Annotated in this window: 12 protein-coding genes; 2 read left to right on the top strand and 10 right to left on the bottom strand. The window is 63.0% G+C overall.

All coding sequences use genetic code 11. The features are described 5' to 3' along the window. Nucleotides 1-6: 6 nt before the first annotated feature. The 8 genes from zwf to ACS7SF_RS24410 form a co-directional block, all read right to left on the bottom strand. Nucleotides 7-1482, bottom strand: coding sequence for a glucose-6-phosphate dehydrogenase (zwf, locus tag ACS7SF_RS24445; protein ID WP_439893067.1), 1476 nt, complete (start codon nucleotides 1480-1482; stop codon nucleotides 7-9). Between the two features lie 35 nt (nucleotides 1483-1517). Next, nucleotides 1518-4079: a phosphoenolpyruvate--protein phosphotransferase gene (ptsP, locus tag ACS7SF_RS24440; protein ID WP_439893066.1), complete on the bottom strand. Its 2562-nt coding sequence runs from the start codon at nucleotides 4077-4079 to the stop codon at nucleotides 1518-1520. 85 nt (nucleotides 4080-4164) lie between these two features. Then, nucleotides 4165-5412 carry a carbohydrate porin gene (locus tag ACS7SF_RS24435; protein ID WP_439893065.1) on the bottom strand — a complete coding sequence of 416 codons (1248 nt, stop codon included), beginning with the start codon at nucleotides 5410-5412 and terminating at the stop codon, nucleotides 4165-4167. A 58-nt stretch (nucleotides 5413-5470) separates the two neighbouring features. Further along, a complete protein-coding gene (locus tag ACS7SF_RS24430; protein ID WP_439893064.1) occupies nucleotides 5471-6901 on the bottom strand; it encodes a glycoside hydrolase family 32 protein in 1431 nt (476 codons plus the stop codon). Next, a complete protein-coding gene (locus ACS7SF_RS24425; RefSeq protein WP_439893063.1) occupies nucleotides 6894-8300 on the bottom strand; it encodes a sucrose-specific PTS transporter subunit IIBC in 1407 nt (468 codons plus the stop codon). The genes ACS7SF_RS24430 and ACS7SF_RS24425 overlap by 8 nt, the downstream gene beginning before the upstream one ends. A 113-nt stretch (nucleotides 8301-8413) precedes the next feature. After that, complete coding sequence (locus tag ACS7SF_RS24420) at nucleotides 8414-9433, bottom strand: LacI family DNA-binding transcriptional regulator (RefSeq protein ID WP_439893062.1); 1020 nt, start codon at nucleotides 9431-9433, stop codon at nucleotides 8414-8416. Between the two features lie 262 nt (nucleotides 9434-9695). Then, nucleotides 9696-10472: a hypothetical protein gene (locus ACS7SF_RS24415; RefSeq protein WP_439893061.1), complete on the bottom strand. Its 777-nt coding sequence runs from the start codon at nucleotides 10470-10472 to the stop codon at nucleotides 9696-9698. A gap of 434 nt (nucleotides 10473-10906) precedes the next feature. Then, on the bottom strand, nucleotides 10907-13987 hold the full coding sequence (locus ACS7SF_RS24410) for an autotransporter outer membrane beta-barrel domain-containing protein (protein ID WP_439893060.1): 3081 nt from the start codon (nucleotides 13985-13987) through the stop codon (nucleotides 10907-10909). Nucleotides 13988-14532: 545 nt separating this feature from the next. Here ACS7SF_RS24410 and ACS7SF_RS24405 point away from each other — a divergent pair. Continuing rightward, nucleotides 14533-15714, top strand: a complete 1182-nt coding sequence (locus ACS7SF_RS24405; protein WP_439893059.1) for a glycosyltransferase — start codon at nucleotides 14533-14535, stop codon at nucleotides 15712-15714. 142 nt (nucleotides 15715-15856) lie between these two features. Then, the gene (locus tag ACS7SF_RS24400) at nucleotides 15857-16918 is read left to right on the top strand and encodes an AraC family transcriptional regulator (RefSeq protein ID WP_439893058.1); all 1062 of its coding nucleotides are present in this window, start codon (nucleotides 15857-15859) and stop codon (nucleotides 16916-16918) included. Between the two features lie 23 nt (nucleotides 16919-16941). On the opposite strand, the gene ACS7SF_RS24395 is transcribed toward ACS7SF_RS24400, so the two are convergent. Together ACS7SF_RS24395 and ACS7SF_RS24390 are read right to left on the bottom strand one after the other, a co-directional pair. Beyond that, nucleotides 16942-18231 carry an MFS transporter gene (locus ACS7SF_RS24395; RefSeq protein ID WP_439893057.1) on the bottom strand — a complete coding sequence of 430 codons (1290 nt, stop codon included), beginning with the start codon at nucleotides 18229-18231 and terminating at the stop codon, nucleotides 16942-16944. Between the two features lie 569 nt (nucleotides 18232-18800). After that, entirely contained in the window at nucleotides 18801-19526 is a 726-nt protein-coding gene (locus tag ACS7SF_RS24390) for an OmpW/AlkL family protein (protein WP_439893056.1), read from the bottom strand. Between the last annotated feature and the right edge of the window lie 25 nt (nucleotides 19527-19551).

Genomic DNA, 19551 nt, shown 5'->3' with positions numbered 1-19551 from the left:
GCAAACTCAAGCCTCTTCGGCCCACAGCATGCCTTCGCGCGCCATGAGCGCCGAAGATGCTGCCGGACCATAGGTCCCTGCGGTGTAGCTGCGCGGCTTGTCACCCAGCGCCTTCCATCCGTCGAGGATCGGCTCGACCCACGTCCAGGCGGCTTCGAGTTCGTCACAGCGCATGAAATGCGTCAAGCGTCCACGAATCACATCGACCAGCAGACGCTCGTAAGCCTCGGCTCGGCGCCCTGCAATCGCCTGCTTCAAATCGAGATTCAGGCTCACTGGCTGCACGTGCAGTCCGCTGCCGGGCTCCTTCGCCAGCATCTGCAACTGAATCGACTCTTCCGGCTGAAGCTGGATCACGAGCCGGTTGGCGCTGTTGTGCGGCCCGTTTGGAATAATCGAGAACGGCATGTCCGCAAACTCGATGACGATCTCCGAGCGCCGCCGGTGCATACGCTTGCCCGTGCGCAGAAAGAACGGCACGTTCGCCCAGCGCCAGTTGTTGATCTGCGCGCGTAGCGCCACAAAGGTTTCGGTACCGCTGCCGTTGGGCACATCGGTTTCGTCCAGATAGCCCCTGACCGGCTCTCCGTCTACCGCGCCGGCGGCGTATTGGCCTCGAACCGTGTCGCGGGCGATCATCTCCCTGGACATCGGACGCAGGGAGCGCAACACCTTCAGCTTTTCATCGCGCACCGCATCGGGATCCAGCGACACCGGCGGCTCCATGGCGACGATGCACAGCAGTTGCAGCAAATGATTCTGAATCATGTCGCGCATCGCACCGGTATGGTCATAAAAGCCCGCGCGGCTACCGACCCCAACCGACTCCGCAACCGTGATCTGCACGCTCTTGATGTACGGCGCTTGCCACAACGTCCCGAAAATCGCATTGCGCAAGCGCAGCACCATCAGGTTCTGCACCGTTTCCTTACCGAGATAGTGGTCGATCCGGTAAATCCGCTCTTCTGGAAAATGGCGTCCGACCGAGGCGTTGATCTCCTTGGCAGAAGCAAGGTCGTGGCCCAGCGGCTTCTCCAGCACGACACGCGCGTGGCTGTCGACCAACCCGCATGCCGCCAGGTTGCTGCAGATGGTGCTGAACAGATTCGGCGAGGTCGCGAGATAGAACACGCGCAACGCGTCGCCACAGGTTTTTTCGGCCAGATGGGCGTAGTCATCTGGCGCACCAAAATCGACGCAGGCGTAGTCCAACAGCGCAAGAAACCGCTCCCAGGCGCCGGCATCTAGCGCATGTGCGTCGACAAATGGCCGCGAGAGCTCTTCCACGAAGGCCAGATATTGCTCACGCGACCACGCACTGCGACCCACCGCGATGATGCGCGTTTGCCGGGGCAGGCTGCCATGCAGATGTGCCATGTAAAGCGCGGGCAGCAGCTTGCGTACGGACAGATCGCCTGCCCCGCCGAAGATCACCATGTCGAGTGACTGGTCGGTCGGGCTTGAGGGTACGTGCGTCGTCATGATTGTGGGATGCGTGGTCGTGGCGAGATCAGGGGTTATTGGCCGGCGGCAATCGCCTGGCGCACCTGCGCGGCGCTGCCCAGCTTGATCACGCGCTGCGCCAGTGCCCGGCAGGCTTCGAAATCGAGCGAGGCCAGTTCGGCCTTGATCGCAGCGATGGCCGGCACACTCACCGACAACTCATCGACGCCAAGCCCCACCAGAATCGCCGTCGCCGCCGGATCGGAGGCCATCGCACCACACACCCCCACCCATTTGCCGTGCGCATGCGCGCCGGCCACCGTCAGTTCGATCATCTTGAGCACGGCCGGATGCAGCGCATCGACTTGCGCGGCAAGCCTTGCGTGACCGCGATCGATCGCCAGTGTGTATTGCGCGAGATCATTGGTGCCGATCGAGAAGAAGTCGACCTCCTTGGCAAGCGCTTCGGCCATCGCGACGGCGGCGGGCACCTCGATCATCAGGCCAATCTTGACCGGATGCGGATAGCGCTCCTGCGCTTCACGCACCATGCGCTTGGCCGCCAGCACCTCGTCCAGGCTGCTGACCATCGGGAACATGATGTGCAGGTCACCGTGCGGTGCCGCGCGCAGCATCGCGTGCAATTGCGTACGGAACAAATCCGGATAGGCGAGGCTGACGCGAATGCCGCGCAGGCCGAGGAACGGGTTATCCTCCTTGGGCAGTGGCAGGTAGCGCAGCGGCTTGTCGCCACCGACGTCGAGTGTGCGCACGATCAGCTTTCGGGCCGCTCCCAACTCGGTCGCCACGGCCTGATACGCAGCCGCCTGCTCATCCTCGCTGGGCGCATCCACGCGATCCTCGAAAAGAAATTCCGAACGCAGCAGCCCAACGCCTTCGGCCCCCGAGGCGATGGCCTCTTGCGCGTCGGCCGCGTCCCGCACGTTGGCGACCACCTCCACGCGATGGCCGTCACGCGTGCAGCCAAGCCGATGTGCGACTTGCGCATTTGCCCGCCGCTGGGCGGCCGCGGCCTCCATGCGGCGTGTCACGTCGGCCAGCAGTTCGGCATTCGGGTCGATACGCAGCAGGCCCGCCGAGCCGTCGAGTACCGCAGGCGTACCGTCGCCAAGAGACAGCGCGGCGGGATCCATGCCGCAGATCGCGGGAATCCCCATCGATCTGGCGATGATGGCCACGTGGCTGGTGGGTCCGCCCGACACCGTGCACAAGCCGGCGACCTTGCTGCGATCGAGCGACACCGTGTCCGACGGCGTCAGATCTTCGGCCAGGACGATGGATCGCTCGGCCAGTACCGGCGTTGCGCGCCGCACCCCCGTCAGCAGAGACAGCACACGCGTGCCGATATCGCGCACGTCGGTGGAACGTTCGCGAAGTTGCGGGCTGGGATGCTGCGCCAAGCGCTGCGCCACTGACTGACAGGCGCGGTGCCACGCAGTCGGTGCACTGGTGCCTGTGCGCAGGCTCGCCTCCGCTGCCTCAGTCAATGCCGGATCTTCGAGTAGCGCCAGATGCGCTTCCATGATGTCGGCCTGGCAACCACCCTCGCCGCCGGCAACCGACAACGACTGGATCTGCTCACCCGCGATCCGCAGCGCGTTGGACAGACGGCCACGCTCTTCGTCGTAGGCACCGCCAAATTCATCGAATTGGAATTCGACACCCTGCCATTGCACGATCTGGCCAATCGCAAGCCCTGGCGACGCGCAAACGCCAGCGAACGCGCCGGACAGTGCCGTGTCGCTTGCCACGCCATTTGCCACGCCGTTTGCCATGTTGGCAGCCGACGGCATGGCATGGGCGAGCCCGGCCACATGGGCACGGTCAACACGTTCACCACATCCTTCACGCAGCAGGCGCTCCAGGTGCTCCAGCGCCTGCGCAGCATCGGCACCGCATCCGCTCAAGCGCACGCGATCGCCCTGGCGCGTCGCCAATGCCATGATGTCGACCACCGATTTGGCATCCGCGTCGAGGGCACCACACGACAGACCGATGCGCGCGGAAAACTGGCGCGCTGCCTTGGCCAGCATCGCGGCAGGCCGCGCATGCAGGCCCGCCGGGTTCGGCAGCTCGATGAACGGCGAATGCAGCCATTCGCCGTCGGACTCCGTGGACAGCGCAATACCGTGCGCGGTCTGCACAGCAAGATGCAGCGTGAGCAGCACGCTCTTGCCCGCTTCGACGGTGCCCGAGGCCTTGTCCATCTGCACGAGGCATTCGCCATTGACGACCACGATCTCGGTCAACACGCTGGCAGCATTCGCGGCCACGTGCACGAGGTCAAAGCGCAGCAGCGGCTGCCCGGCACGCACCGTATCGCCCTTCTTGACCAGCGCGTCGAAACCCTTGCCATCGAGCATGACGGTGTCGATGCCGACGTGCACCATGATCCGAACGCCCGATGGTGCCTCGATCACGACCGCGTGCCGCGAAGCGTGCAAGTCGATCACCTGGCCGTCGATCGGCGCCAGCACGAGATTGGTTGCCGGATCGATTGACAAACCATCGCCCACCATCTTCTGGGCGAACGCCGGATCCGGCACGTCTTCGATGGGGACAATGCGCCCCGATAACGGGGCCAGCACGTTCACTGGAGATTGCTTGGCCAACATGTGGGTGGCTCCTGAAAACCGGCACGAGAACCGGAGGATTGGAAACGATGGGATGCGAATTGAGGGCGGCCAAGGCCGCTGGGCGTCACCACCAGCTCTCAAGCTGGGCGCCGATCATATTGGTGGAGCGGCGACCGGCCGACCACGCGCCCCATCCTGCGCCCTGGGCGTCGAGCGCCGCCTGGTTCCACGCCACGTGCGTGGCGTACAAGCGCAGTTCGGGGCGTGCCAGGAGTTCCGGCCCCTTGCTGAAGGCAATGGCCGCGGTGTATTTGTCTAGCCGCTGCAGCGGGCCGCCGTTGGCACGCAAGCGCGTCCAACCACATTCGGTCAGCAGCTTGACGTTGTGAGTCAGACCGTATGAGAGACGGCCGCCGAACGAGTTGCCGGTGCTGCTGCCGCCGCCCTGCTCGTCCTTATTACGCTGGTAGACCGCCAGCGCCTGACCGCCAAAGCGGCCAGCCTGCCAATTCACCGAATCGATCAGGCGCACACTGCGCGTGCCGGTTGGGCTGTTAAGCGGGCCGAACCCGGTTTCGAGCGAAGAATAGCCGGTGCTGGTCTGCAACCAAACCGAGTTGGTGACGTTCGGCAGCAGGAAATTGGCCTGATCGTATTTGAATGTCAGGGCCTTGCCACCGTCACCACCCTTGAAATCGCCGAACACCATGGAGCCGATCACGCGCAGCTTGCCGCCTTCGGTGACGGGAATGTCGTACAAATCGACGCTGGCGCGAGTGGCATCCTTCCTGCCGTCGGTCGGGTTGAAACGCTGCTGGCTGCGTAGTATGGCGAGCCCCAGCTTGGCGGATTCTGCGACCGGGATATTGTTCGCACCGGCGCCCAGGTCGATCGTCGGTCCCCCAACGCTATAGAAGTAGTGGTCGACGATATGCACGTCTTCGCGCTCGACATAGCGCTTGCCCGCCCAGAACACGGTGGATGGCGAGAACGCGTAGCCGGTGGTGGTGACATAGGCTTCCTTGGCGGCGTAGGCGCCATCGCTACCCAAGCCCCGCAGGTTGGCCAGACCGTTCCAGTAGGTGCCGGTATAGGCGGCGGTCCAGCTCACGCCGCTATCAAGATGGAATGTTTTCTTGAGCCCAAGCTCGGCGTAGGTATCGCCCTCGTTGCCCAGACGGAAGAGCTCTGCGCCGTTGCCCAGCGCGTATTTGTTGGCGCCGCCCTTGTCGGTCTGGTGTTCGGATACCACGCCAGCACGGATATAGCCGACCACTTCCCAACCGTCGCCAAGATCCATGGCCATGGCTTGCACGCCCGTACAGAACAAGGCTGCCGCCACCAGGGGTTTTAGTTTGCCCTTCAATTGCATGTCTCCTCTACTGCTTTTTTTGTTGTGCTCGAAGTTCTCGAGTTGGGAAATGCCGCAGCTACCTGGGCTGCGGTTGTAATGGCCATAGACGGAGATCGCGCAGCACCAGCGGGTGCGTAGTGACCCAGCGCGGCGGCATCGGCTCGGATGCGGGGTAGCAGCGCGTGGTGAAGACCTCCGCGCCGTCATTGACAAAGATCTCAACCGAGCTGCGGTCGACGAACACCTGCACGCGCGTGACGGCGGTGTCGATTTCGCAATCCTTGCGCTCATCGAACTGCCCGGCTGCCGGACAGTTGCGGATCAGCGCAAGCCGGCCGTGGCTGCCTTCGCAGACCAAGCGCAGCGACTGCTCGCGGCTGTCGAACAGGTGCAGCACCCAATCGGCGCAATCGGCGCCAGCGGGCGCATCGATCAAGACGTCCAGCTCCCACGCCCCACCGGGCACCTGCGGCAACGAAACAGCTGCCCCCGCTTGCAGCGCGGTATCGGGCATCCGGATCACCTCGCCGCGCAAGCGCGCGAGTTCGCGCAATGGCCGTTGCAGCAGACGGCCGTCTTCCAGGGCCAACTCGCGCGGCATCGTCAAACAATGCGTCCAGCCGGATGCAACGGTGGGGGTCTCCGGCTGCGTCGGCAGCCCCATCCAACCAATCAGCAGCCGGCGGCCGCTAGCGTCGAGCAGCGTCTGTGGTGCGTAGAAATCGAAGCCACGATCGAGCGGACGGAAGCCCGTATGCGCGAGGCGGGCAGCCACCAAGTTGACCTCGCCCACCAGATAGCCGGCGGTGTCTGCGCGGCGGATGCCATCGGCACGGACCTCTGCCGTTTGCTGGCAGCAAATCAGCACCGCGTGCTCATCCAGCCTGAACAGGTCGGGACATTCGACCATGTAGGAAAACGGCGCCGGCTCGATCAGCTCGCCAATCAGTTGCCACGCAACCAGGTCCGGGCTTTTCGCAAGCACCACCGTTCCAGCCAGATCGTCGCGCTGCGCCCCAATGACGGCGTACCACGCCTGTCCTTCCCGCCAGACCTTCGGATCACGGAAATGACCGGTGTAGCCCTCGGGCGCGCCATCAATGACCGGGCCAAGCTTCTCAAAACGCACGCCATCGCGCGAACGTGCAAGGCACTGGTAACTCGAACGGCCACCCACCGCATCACGCACGTTGCCCGTGTACATCAGAAACAGTTGGCCATCGACGTCCATCGCGCAGCCCGAATAGCAGCCCTGCGCGTCGTAGGGCCGATCGGGCGCCAGGGCGAAGGGAAGCCACTCCCAGTGCAGCAGGTCCGTGCTGCGCACATGCGCCCAATGCTTGTTCTGGTGATCGCAGCCGCTCGGGTTCCATTGGTAGAAGACGTGGTAGGCCCCCTGCCAGAAGATCAGCCCATTGGGGTCGTTGATCAGGCCATGTGGGGGGCACAGATGAAACGTTTGCCGCCACGAATCGACAATCACGTCCAGCGCGCTCAGGTCAGACACCCGTGGCCTCCCCATACGGCGTCTTGACCTTCAGATAGCGCAACCAGGTGCCAGCAAACGCGACCGAGAACGCAATCACACCGCCAATCAGATAGTTGAGCAGGCTGTCAGGCCGCACGATGGCCAGCCCCGGCAAACCGGTCAGGCCGATGCCCGTCATGCCGACATGCGTGGCCACCACCCAGCCGCCCGCCACGGCACCGCCAACCGCCGCAGAGACGAACGGCCAGAAGAAGCGCAGGTTCACACCAAACAACGCCGCTTCAGTAATGCCCATCAGGCAGGACAATGCCGCCGGCAGCGCGATCTGCCGGGTCTTCTCGTCACGCGACATGAAGAACACGGCCAGCGCCGAGCCGCCCTGCGCAATGTTTGCCATCGACCAGATCGGCAGCAGAAAGTTGACGCCGATAGCGGGATTGGCAAGCAGCCCCGCTTCAATGGCGTGGAAGCTGTGATGGATGCCCGTGACGACGATCAGCGAATAGAGGCCGCCGAACACCAGGCCGGCCAGCTCGCCACCCGTGTGGTAAATCGCTTGCAGGCCGAACGACAACCCATCGCCGAGCGCGCGCCCGATGGGGCCCACCACGGCCAGCGCGATCGCGCCCGAGATCAGCAGCGTCAAGAACGGGGTGAAGATCAGATCGACCGCATTCGGCATGAAGCGCTTCACGCCGCGCTCGATCCAAGACATCATCCAAACGGCAAGCAGAATCGGCAGCACGGTGCCTTGATAACCGACCTTCGCGACCTGCAGGCCGAACAGGTTCCAGTATTCGTGAACACCGCCGCCGAGCGTCCATGCGTTCTGCAACGCGGGGTGGATCATGATTCCGGCCAGCGCTGCTGCCAGAAATGGCGAGACCTTGAAATCGCGGGCCGCCGAAAACGCAATCAGGATCGGCAGGAACACGAACGCGGTGCTGGAGAACACATCCAGGATCTGGAACACGGCGCTATTGCCGCTCGTCCAGCCCAGGCTCTTGAGCATGCCCAGCAGCCCCATCAGCAGGCCGGATGCCACGATCACAGGAATGATCGGCACGAAGATGTTCGACAGCGTGCGCGCCAGCCTCTGTGCCGCGTTCTGCCGCGAGACCACCTCTTCCTTCACTTCGTCCAGCGAGCCGGCGGCCGAATTGCCGGAATCGCCGAGCTGCGCCTCCATCGCGTCGTGGACGTGGTTGACGATCCCCGGGCCGATGATGATCTGCACCTGCCCCGCGCCACTGAACGACCCCTTGACGAGATCGAGCGCGCCAATCGCGGCATGATCGACTTTCGACTCATCGTGTACGACGAGCCGCAGGCGGGTCGCGCAATGGGCCAGCCGAGCGATGTTTTTGGGGCCGCCAACGAGGGGCAGCAGCGCTTTCGCGGTGTCACTTTCCGTCATGTTCTCCTCAATTCTTTTGGATATGGTATCGATACCACATTGAAATCTTTGACGATTACTTGTGCTTCACTTGCTACATCAATCCGTTGCGACGGCCGCGTCCGTACTCGGTGTCAGGTACTGCGACGCAGCGCCAGCCGATAAGGCATCACTGTGCGCGAGGTGGCGCCATCCTTAGACTCCCGAATGGCCAACATCAGGCGAGCGGCCTCCGCTCCTGTCTCGGCGTAGTCATAGTGCACGGTCAACAATGCCGGCCGCACCATCCAGGCCATGTCGCTGTCTCCCATGCCGGCCACCGCCATTTCGTCGGGCACGCGAATGCCGTGGTCATGCAGGCACGCCATCACCCCAACCGCCAAGCGATCGGTCACCGCCAGGATCGCCGTACACCGTGCGCTGCCCGTGGCGCGTAGCAGCTGTTCAGCGGCCTCCTCGCCCGCGCCAGCCCGGAAACTCGCGCGCACGATCAGCGCCGGATCGACCGCCAAACCACGCGCCTGCAACGCTTCAACGTAGCCAGCCGTTCTTTCTCCGCCGACCTGGATGTCCTCTTCGCCGACCGTCACCAAGCCGATCCGCGAGTGTCCGCGGCTGAGTAGATGCTCGGTCAATTGGCGCGCCGCGGCGCGCTCGTTCTGGATCACGCTCGTCACACCCAGATGGCTGGCGTCCTGACCAATCATGACCACCGGCAGACCCGCTTCCCGGATCGCGCTAATGAGGTTGTCGTTCACGGTCGTTGCCGAGTGCAACACGCCCGCGACCCGCTGCCTGCGAAACAAATCGTAGGCGGCCTCCTCTTCGGCAACCGAATTCGCGGTGTTCGCCAGCAGCATCTGGTAACCCAGCGGCTCCAGCGTCGATGAAATGCCCGCCACGATCTCGCTTGTCGTATACGAGTTGATCTTCGGGATGATGACCCCGATGAGCCCCGACCGATGCGACTTCAACTGCTTTGCCAGTTCCGACGGCGTGTAATGTGTTTCCGAAATGACCGCTTCGATTCGCTCCCGCACCTCGACCTTCACATAGCCGGAGTTGTTGAGCACGCGCGACACAGTCGATGTCGACACCCCCGCCAAGGCGGCAATGTCCCGAATCGTGATGCGTTTTTGTGGAATCGATACCATGCCCGGAACGATAAGCACCTCAAGCCCCCCTGTAAACAAGGGGAAACACGGAGAAATGCCACGTCAGACCGGGTTAGCCCTGAGATGAGGCCAGAAGATCACATTCCCTCCGGGCGCTTAGAGCCCGAAACCGGGCCCGGAGAACGGCGTCGGGGCGACGTCCATAGCGTAGGTCCATGGCGCAGTGTCAAGCCTCCGCTTCTGGCCGCGAACGGACATCCATGAGCGCTGCCCCACAGATTCCGAACAAACCTCTGCTCGGTTAGCCCGACCGATCTTCTTCTTGGATCATGGACTCCAGCAGCAAGTCGAATGGGGCGCTGGACACCTTGAAGAGGCCTTGATACGGATGGGTCAATTCCAGTATCAGAAAATTGGCGCTCGCGATGGCGACGGCGCCCAATAGCAGAAAGAATATTCCAATGATATTGCCGCCGCTAAGACTTCCGTAAAGGAAGAACAAAAGACAGGCCCAGCCAAACACAATGACAAGAAGTAGTGCCGGCACCTGGCTTGAAAGACTCCTGACGATATTCGACTGAATGGCAATAAAGTTGCTGGAGAATTGGCGGATAGCGTTAAGATCGTCGCGAGTGATTTTCTCAATCCCCTCGGAGATCTTGTTGATTTCCAGCACTGTCTCGACATCTTCGGAAAGTTGGCCGTAACTGACCTCGCTACCCTGTTTCTTACCCTGGACGGGCCAATATCGTCGCAGCAAGCGAACGACCATCCGCCGCAGCATCAGTCTTGGTCTATCAGACACGTCAGGGAATTGCTTCAGCAGGAGATCGATATTAGCGACTGCGTTGATCAGCGAATTAAAATCGGCCTGATGACTGTTGAATGTGGTGTAAGAGGAAGAGACAAGCAAACCTAGAACGATGGCAAAGAGCGTGCCGATCAAACCGGAGACGGATCTGATGATATCTGCCGATAGATTGAGGTCATTGTGGAACAACTTGTGCACATAGACACCGGCAATTGCACAAGCAAAAGTAGCAATGAAAATTGCAATGCAGCGACCAAGTATGCTCATTCAGGATGTCCGGCAAAGTTGGCTTCACGAAGTCCGCGTCCGCCACGCCTCAGAGGTGCGTTTTCACTGTCGCGACAACAAAGTCCCCCTGCAGCTACGCGGGCTGAGAGGGATTGCTCTTTACGCAAACAATTCATATCGTCAATACTGACAATTGTATCAGATATGACCAATGTTGAGACGCTTCGCCTCTGCAGGATGCCGCCCGCCTGACGGGCCGTTGTGCCCGTTCCCGCAAGAGTGAAAGCGGTCATCGAACGGACGCTGAGTTCTTTGAGGCATGTGGAGTGGATGGACGGGCGTTTCCCCCGGAAGCTAGGTGCATCCATCGCGACAAACTTTGGGCGGCGCCTCTACCCCCCTATCAAGCAATAAGCGCGCTCTCTCTTTCGGGAGGCGCGCTCATCGGTCCATCACTTCAAGTTGCTAGAACGTTAGAACAGCTGACGCAGTTGCAGGCTGCCGGCATGTGACACGTATCCGCTACCCACTTGCAGCGAGTAGCGCGCGCTGATGCTCAGGTTGTTCGCACGCAGCAACTTGACACCGGCAGAGAGCACCGCCAAATCCGTCACCGGGCTGGCACCCAACGACGTGAAGCTGGTCTGGCCCGTCGGGTCTGCCGCAAAGCTGGCCTGCGTTTGCGTGCGCGTGTTGTTGTACTCATGGCGCCATGCCACCTGCAGTTCCGGCACGAGCGTGCCGTACGAGGTTGCGAGCTCGCGCGAGAACTTCACGCCAAGGTCGCTGGTGACCGACGTCGTGTGCGACGCGCCCACCGACAGCGCTGCACCATTGCCGCCCGACTCGGTATAGCCGTTCTGGTGCAGGTAGCCATACGTCAGGCTTGCCAGCGGCGTGACCGTGGCCACGGCCGTGGCGAACGGGTAGCCGGCTTCGGCGCGGGCCACGTACTGCGTGCCGCTGAAGCTACCGTCGGCATTGCCCGAGAAGCCGGCAAAGTTGACAGCGCGGGTGGTGTCGTAGTGCTGCTGCACGGCACCTGCCGACAGGTTTGCGTACCACGGGCTGCCCGTGTAGCTGGCGTAGCCCATCAGGCCGAACGAGTTCACCCGCGTCGAGTTGCCGTCGGTGTCGCCCGTGTTGCTGATCTTGGCGTTGCTGTAGCTGAACACACCGCCTGCGCGCCATGCATCGCTGACCGCGTGATCGACGCCGAACAGCAGGCCGCCGAAGTTGGCGCTGTAGCCGTCCACCTGATCGCGCTGGCCCTGATGTGCGTGGCCGCCAAATGCCTGGCCCCACACGCCCCATGCCGGACCGGCTTCACCGGTCGAGACACCGCTCAGGCCACCGGCCTGGGCAAGGCGCACATTGTCGGCATGCGTGGAGATGATGTTGAGCACATCCAGCGTCGGTGCCAGCGCTGCCTGAGCCGTTGACCCCTGCGACACCGGGTTCAGCTGCTTGCCGGCGTGGTTGGCGGCGTCGCTGCCGCCTAGGTTCAGCGCCATCGAGGCGTTGTACAGGTTCAGCAGGCCCGGATCGCTGATGCCCGTGTACTGCGACAGACCCGTGAGCGCCGCTTGAGCGTTCGGTACGGTCGCCGGGTTGGGGACCGGTGCAGGCGCGGGAGCCGGTGCCGGGGTGGGTGCCGGCGTGGGGCTCGTGGTCGGGATGAGATCTGCGCTGACCACGGTCACCACCAGATCGCTGCGGCCGTTGGCCGTAACGTTGGCGCCGGTCAGGACGCTGTTGTAGCCGCGAATCCCATACCGCAGCGTGCCTTCGTTGTAGTTGGTGCCGGTGCTCGACGCATCGACGATCACATAACGCTGGCCTGCCGCAAACGGATACGGGTTGACCTGCGCAAACGAAACGGCCGAGCCCGCAGCAAGGTTCACTGCACCCGACACCACCAGTCGGCCGTAGCCGCTGTCGCCGGTGAGCGAGCCGTTGGTCACCGCACCGGTGTTCACGCCAATCTGCAGCGTACCGGCGGCACTCTGGTTGTAAGTGCCGAAGATGTTGATCGCGTTGTTGACTTGCAGGACTGCGCCCGTGTTGCTCACTGCCACCGCGCCGGTGGGGGACGGGGCAGCAGAGGCAATGCGAACGCTGGCCAGGTTAAGGGGGGGCACCGCGACACCAATGTTGTCGTTCAGCACCAGGTTGCCCGCGCCGAATACGACGCCCGCGTTGGGGCTGACAATGGTGCCGATCGTTCCGCCAAAGCCGGTCAACGCACCGAACGTCGTGCCCGTTCCGCCATTGATGGTCAGGGCTTGAGTGGCCCCGTTCGTAATGTTGCCGGCGATCACACCTGAATTGGTGATCGGGCCGATCGACCCGGTGCTGTTGATGGCACTGCCAGCGCCGGTGATGGTGCCGCTGTTATCCAGCGCGCCGATCGTTCCGAGGTTGAGAATGCCGGCCACAAAGGGCATCGTGCCCACGGTGCCGCCGCTGATCGTTCCGCGGTTGACGAGCGTGCCGATCGTGCTGGTGTTGTAGAGACCTGGAACGCGGCCGCTGATCACACCGCTGTTGGTCAGCGAGTTGATCGTTCCCTGGTTGGTGATACCGACGCCGCCGCCACTGATGCTGCCGCTATTGGTGAGCGTGCCGATCGAGCTGCCATTGAAAACGCCGGCATTCTGCGGACCGGTGCCCGAGGGCAGGCCAAGGATGGTGCCGCTGTTGCTCAGCGTCTGGATCCCGCCTAGGTTGTTGATACCTGCGACGCTACCTTGGATGGTGCCGCTCGCAGCGTTATTCAGCGTGGTGATCGCGCCGCTGTTGGTGATACCAAAGCCCACAATGCTGCCCGAGCCGCTGCCACCGAATCCGCTGATGGTGCCGGTGTTGCTGAGCGAGACGATGGTCCCTTGGTTCTGAATGCCGATGCCGTTGCCGCCTTGACCCTGGGTTCCGGCCACGCTGCCGGCGCCGCCAGCGCCACCGTTGCCACCCTGGCCAAGGATGGTGCCGCCGTTGTTCAGCGCGGTGATCAACGCGGGGTTGAGCAGGCCAACGCCGTTGCCGCCCGCGCCGCCAGCGCCTCCCGACATGCCCCCGAAACCCGCGCCGCCGTTACCGCCGTTGCCACCAATGCCAGTGATCGCGCCATTGTTGTTCAGCGTCGTGATGCTGCTTGCCTCCATGCCAAACACTCTGTCGCCCGCACCCCCTGCCATGGCGGGGAGGACCACTGGAAACAGCCCCGGCATCAGGATGCCATTCGCACCGTTGGGCCCCGCGTGGCCAATAGCACCGATGATGCCGCCGGCCGCGTTGTTCAGCGTATCGATTGAGCCGCCGTAAGAGCCGATCCCGAAATAGCGCCCGGTGATCGTGCCGCTGTTGGAGAGCGTGCCGACGGTGCCCTGGGTCATCAGCGCCGTGTTGGAAGTGGCGATGGTTCCAGTGCTGGTCACCGTGTAGTTGCCATTGCTCCAGAACTGCTGGGTGGTGAGCGCGGTGCTGACAGTCGTATCGGCCCCAGCGATGGCCGGGACCATGCTGGACAGCGCTGCCGCGATTGCCAGCGTCAAGGTGCTCTGTTTAGGAAGCTGATTGCGTTGAGCCATTGTTTTTGTACCTGAGATAGGCGGTTGAAGGGCCATTCCGAGCGGCGCCCCGGCACACGTGTTGAGGCTCAAGGTCTGCCTGTCGGCTTCCCCCGAGCCTCAACACCGCGCGGTTTGCTTGCGTCGAACGACTTCCCCGTTTCGCAATCCGGTACGTTCCCGGCAAATGGCGCTGTTATGTTCTGCGCGCCTCTGCAAGCTACGTTCTTGGATCAGGCAAACCTGCCGGCTGGCTCTGTTTTGATGCGGCACCGAATGCCGCAAGCGAGCGTTTGACCGACAGCCCTGAGCCGCTACCGACTCCCCCCGGACTGCTGACACATGTGTGTCGGGCCCGATAGTGACGATGTTTTTTGGGGCCGTCTTGACCGTGCGTCTCAGTTTTTGGAAAGTTCCGCGCGAAGAGGAAATTTCTATAAGATCCGTGCGCTACCTCAACACCACACGCTGCACCCAGGAATGCTTCGCACGCGCCATCGGGCTGACCACACCGCGCACCAGGACCGTGCATGAGCCGAATCGTTTTTGCGTGGGAGCTAGGTGAGAACCACGGGCATCTGTGGCGCCTGCTGCCGATTGCCCTGGCACTGCAAGCGCGTGGCCACGAGGTGGTGTTCGGGTTGAGATCGATGGCCTCGGCCCAGCGCTATCTGGCACCTCACGGCATCCGCTGGGTTGCCTGCCCAACGCCGACAAACGTCACAGCGCTGGGCCGCGAGATTGCGACCTACGCCGACATCCTCGCCACCTATGGCGCCACGCAGCCCGATCTGCTGGGGGGCATGGTGCAAGCTTGGCAGCATCTGTATGCCGCGCTCCAACCGGATCTCGTCGTGATCGACCACGCACCGCTTGCGCTCTTGGCCGCCAAGCGCGCGGGCGTCGGCACGGTCCAGGTCGGCACCGGCTTTACCATCCCGCCCACGCTCTCTCCGGCACCGTGCTTTCGCCCGTGGGAAGCACACGACGCCGAGGCACGCGCGCAAACGCAGGCCGCGGTCGAGCGCAACATCCAGGCGTTGTTCGATTCATCGCAACCGCTCACGACGTTACTCGCCGCCGATCACACCCGGCTATTGACGCTGCCGGAGCTGGACCACTACGCGCCGTTGCGGCCGCCCGGCACCCTCTTTCTGGGCCCGGTGCCCGAGCCTGACACCGGTCAAATCGTGCCATGGCAGCAACCCGATAAGCCGCACGTCTTCGTGTATCTGCAAGCGCAGCCCTGGCTGGATGCCGTGCTGACAACGCTAGAAGCCTCCGGCGCCGAAGTGATTGCGGTCATCCCCGACCTCAGTGAGGAGACGGCAAACCGCCACCGCGGCCTGCGGCTCTATCGGCAGCCCGTACGGCTGCGCCCCTTGCTGCCCGGCTGCACCCTGGCCATCACCCATGCGGGCCACGGCACGGCGTTGAACTGCTTGCTGGCCGGCGTGCCGATGCTGCTGCTGCCGCAGCATATCGAGCAACTCATGGTCACCGAGCGGGTAGCCGCCATGGGCGCGGGCCTCGGCATCCTGCCGGCGTATGTGGAGAGCGGATTCCGCGCGGTGCTCCACGACCTGTTGGGCAATCCAAGATACCGTGACGCGGCACGCACCATTGCGGGGCACTACCACGGCTTACCGCGCGATCGTGCTCTGGAACAGGTCACCGGGCTGATCGAGGCAGCGCTGAAGCAACGCCGTTAGGTGCTGCGAAGTGTTGGTCCCGTGCCTCACCCTGTGGTGGGGGGCGCCGCGCTTCACGCGGTTTCTTCGATACAGTCCCGGCTATAAGAAGCCGTATATAAAAGCAGCACCACAGAATACTCACGGGGCGGAATTCTCTTGCATGGAACAGTGCACGTTCACAGCTGGCGTTCGCTCGCCGGGTGAACCTTCCATCGTTCACAGCCACTTCGACGTGCGAACGCAAACGCATCAGCAGCCACTGCTGGCGTGGCGAGAGCGGGTCGGCCACATCATCGATGTCCTGCCGTCGCGCGCCGATCTGGAGAGGCCGTTTCACGCTGCCATTGATCGCTACAAGGTCGACGATCTGATGTTCACCGACTGCCGGGCCGATGCCATGGCGCTGGACCGTTCGCTCGCGCGCATCTCGACCGACCCGATCCGCGACTACGCCTTCCACGTGTTTCTGGAGGGTGGTGTCACGGATGTCGCCGTGCGTTCGTCTTCGTCACGCAACAACACGCCGGCTGCCGGCAGCATCCTCGCACTGCACATGGGCCAGCCTGTGCGCATGCAGCGCAGCGCTTGCCGGGTCGCCACCATCTTTGTGCCGGGCGCACTGGTCGGAGAGACCTTCCCCGACCCCGAAGCCATCCACGGTCGCTTGATCGCGAACACGACACCGCTCACGCAGTTGATCGTCGAACAGGTGACCGCGCTCGGCCAGGACATTGCAGAGATGAGTGCACACGCGGCGGGCAGCGCCATTCGCGCGAGCACGCAACTCATGGTCTCTGCGTTCGGCAAGCAAGCCCAGCTGAGCGGCAACGCGCGCGCAGCGGCGCGGGCTGCCATGTTCGGCCGCGTGCGGCGCTACATTCAAGCCCATCTGCGTCAGGAAGACCTTTCGCCAGAGAGCGTGCTGCAGGCGCTACAACTGCCTCGCCAGACGTTGTATCGCCTGTTTCAGCACGAGGGCGGACTGGGCGCCTACATCCGCCACCTGCGTCTGCGCGCGGCGGCAGACGAACTGGTTCGGCACCCCAACCAGACCGTGACAGACATTGCGTTCGGGCTGGGCTTCAAGAGTTCTTCCGATTTCACGCGGGCGTTCCGCCGTGCATACGACATGGCACCGCAAGACTTTCGGGCGCTGTCCAGCAAAACGTCTGGCGCGCGGCCAAAGGCTTTGCGCAACGAGCCGATTGCAATCGGCGCATAGGCAGCGGGTTCAGGCCAGTGGTTTCAGGCGACTGTGCGGTGCTCCTTGAACGCGAGCACGGCAACGAAGCTCACCAGGCATGCGGGTGCCACGTACCAGGCAGCGGATACCGGGTCGCCCGTCCACTTGATCAGCCCGGTGATGATGAATTGCGCGGTGCCGCCAAACAGCGTAATACCCAGGGCATGCGAAATTGCAAAGCCGCTGGCACGTACCCGCGCCGGAAACGCTTCAAGAACAAGCAACGCGCCGATACTGGTGCCAAGCGCCAGCAAGACGCTGATCACCGCGGACCCGAGCACGACGGCAAGCGGGCTCTGTGTACGCGTCATCATCGCGAAGACGGGGTACACCAGAACCGCCGTCGTGCCCGCTGTCATGAGCACCATGGGCTTGCGGCGCGGCAACCGGTCTGCCAGCAGGCCAGACAGCGGCGACACCACCACCAGCAGCAACGTCGATAACGTCGACGACATGAACCCGATGATGGGCGGCATGTGCAACACCCGCGTCACGTAGCTGGGCATATACGTAATGACCGCGTAGACCGGCACCGTGCTCCAGATTTTCCCCAATGTGGCCAGCACCAGCGTGCCGCCGTGCTCCCGGCACAGTTCGACGAACGGGATGGACGTGCTGCGATCGGAGGCGCCACGCACCGGGCCATCGACCAGCCGACGACGCATGTATAGGCCCGCCGGCACGATCGACAGCCCGACCAGGAAAGGGATGCGCCAACCCCACTGCGTCAGGCTTGCCGGCGACAGTGTGCTGGTCAGCAGCATGCCGAACACTGCCCCCAGCAATGCGGCCGCCGCCTGACTGGCATATTGCGAACTGACCAGTATTCCGCGTTGCGGGGGTGGCGCGGCTTCCATCGCGAAAGTCACTGCCGCCCCCACCTCGCCGCCGGCAGCGAAGCCTTGCAGCAAACGACCGACGATGATGATGACCGGCGCCGCCAAGCTAATAACGGCAAATGGCGGACATAGGGCAATCGCGGCCGTGCCGGCTGCGGTCAGCCAGATGGTGATCGTCATGGCGGCTCGGCGGCCGACCCGGTCGGCGTAAGCGCCGATCACCATGGCGCCCAACGGCCGCATGAAGAAGCCCACACCAAACGTGCCGACTGCCAGCAACAGCGACGTCATCGGATCCGTGGCCGGAAAGAACTGGTCTCCGATCATCACCGCGAAGTAGCTGAACACCGTGAAGTCGAACAGCTCAAGACACGTGACCAGCGACGTCGCAATGACAACCTTGAGCATCTCGCGGCGGGAGTTAGCGTGTATGGCGCGCAGATCGCGTGTCATGGGTGGAAGGCGCCATCCATATGGTTGTTCTCGGTTCCGCTCGCGCGAGACGTTTTGCTGGCGCGTTGGGCTCCACCGGTCGAGTTCACCGCGGCAGGGAGCACGCTTCGATCTCACGAGGCTGGGGGCGACCTCGCTGTTCCGCTGGCAACGCGCACTTCTAGGACACCGTTGTCAGTTGTTGAGATTCAACGCGAGTCACGCCATCACCAGAGAACCACATATCACCGCAGATTCGCAAAGAGTGCTGCCCCCTACACGTAGGGAAGTGTTTACCTTACGCCGCCCGCAGGACGACCGACGCGCCAAAGGGGCCGATGTTGCAAGCCCCCCGGCAGCTCTGCCCGCAAACCGGAGACAACCTTGAAACGCAGTGAGGCAGCACATCCGGAAACGTCTTCAAGTGCCTCAAAAAGCATCCTGGTGGCCACCGTATCCGAGACGAATCCATACCTTACACGCCACCACTGCAGACGCAAAGCATCCATTCTCTGGCCCTGTCGAGGTAACGCTGCGCAACGTCCAAAGCCACTGGACAGGCCAGTATGCGGAACGATCGAACGCCCTAGCTAGAACTGATAGCCCACTGACAGAAAGCTCGCCAACGGGTTGATCCGCACCTTCGATGTCGTTGTCACGGTGCCAACCGGGGCCTGCGTCGTCAGCGTCGCCGTGGTGGATAGCCACATGTACGACACCGACACACCAATCGACCAATGGGCGTCAATGTTGTACGTCAGGCCTGCATTGACAATCGGCGCCCATGACTTGCTGAGCGATGCCGTGGTCGGGCCGACCAACATGGAGCCGGTGGTTGGCGAGGCAAGAATCTGCCCGGTTGCCAGCGGCCGGCTCAACTCAATATCGCGATACCAGACATAGGCCAGCCCGGCGCCGAGATACGGTCTGACTCGCGCGGTCGGCTCGCCAAAGTGGTACTGCACTTGCGCAGCCGGACTCCATGCCCGCGCGGTGCCCATCTCCCCGACGGAGGCCAGCGATCCGGTCCCGCTCAGGTGCAGCTTGGGTGGAACGCCGAGCACGGTTTCGAGGGCCACATGGTCAGTGACGAAATACCGTGTGGTGAGCGCAAAGGTATTGGCGTTGGCCAGCGTTGATCCGCTGCCGGGCACCACGGTGGATTGCCCGAGTGCATTCACCGTCAGCGGTTGGCTGGAATCTTGAGGGGCGAGATGCATCCAGCCTGCGTTGACGACCCACTGCCCTGCTGACTGCGCATGGGCGAGCGAGGTCGCCGCGATCGACAAGAGCATTGCCGCGCGTGTGGTCTTCATGTTGTCTCCGATTTTTCTAATGTAG

This window comes from Ralstonia sp. 25C, assembly GCF_051904805.1.
In the GTDB taxonomy this organism is placed as follows: Bacteria; Pseudomonadota; Gammaproteobacteria; order Burkholderiales; family Burkholderiaceae; genus Ralstonia.
This window is presented reverse-complemented; position numbering and strand designations above follow the sequence as displayed.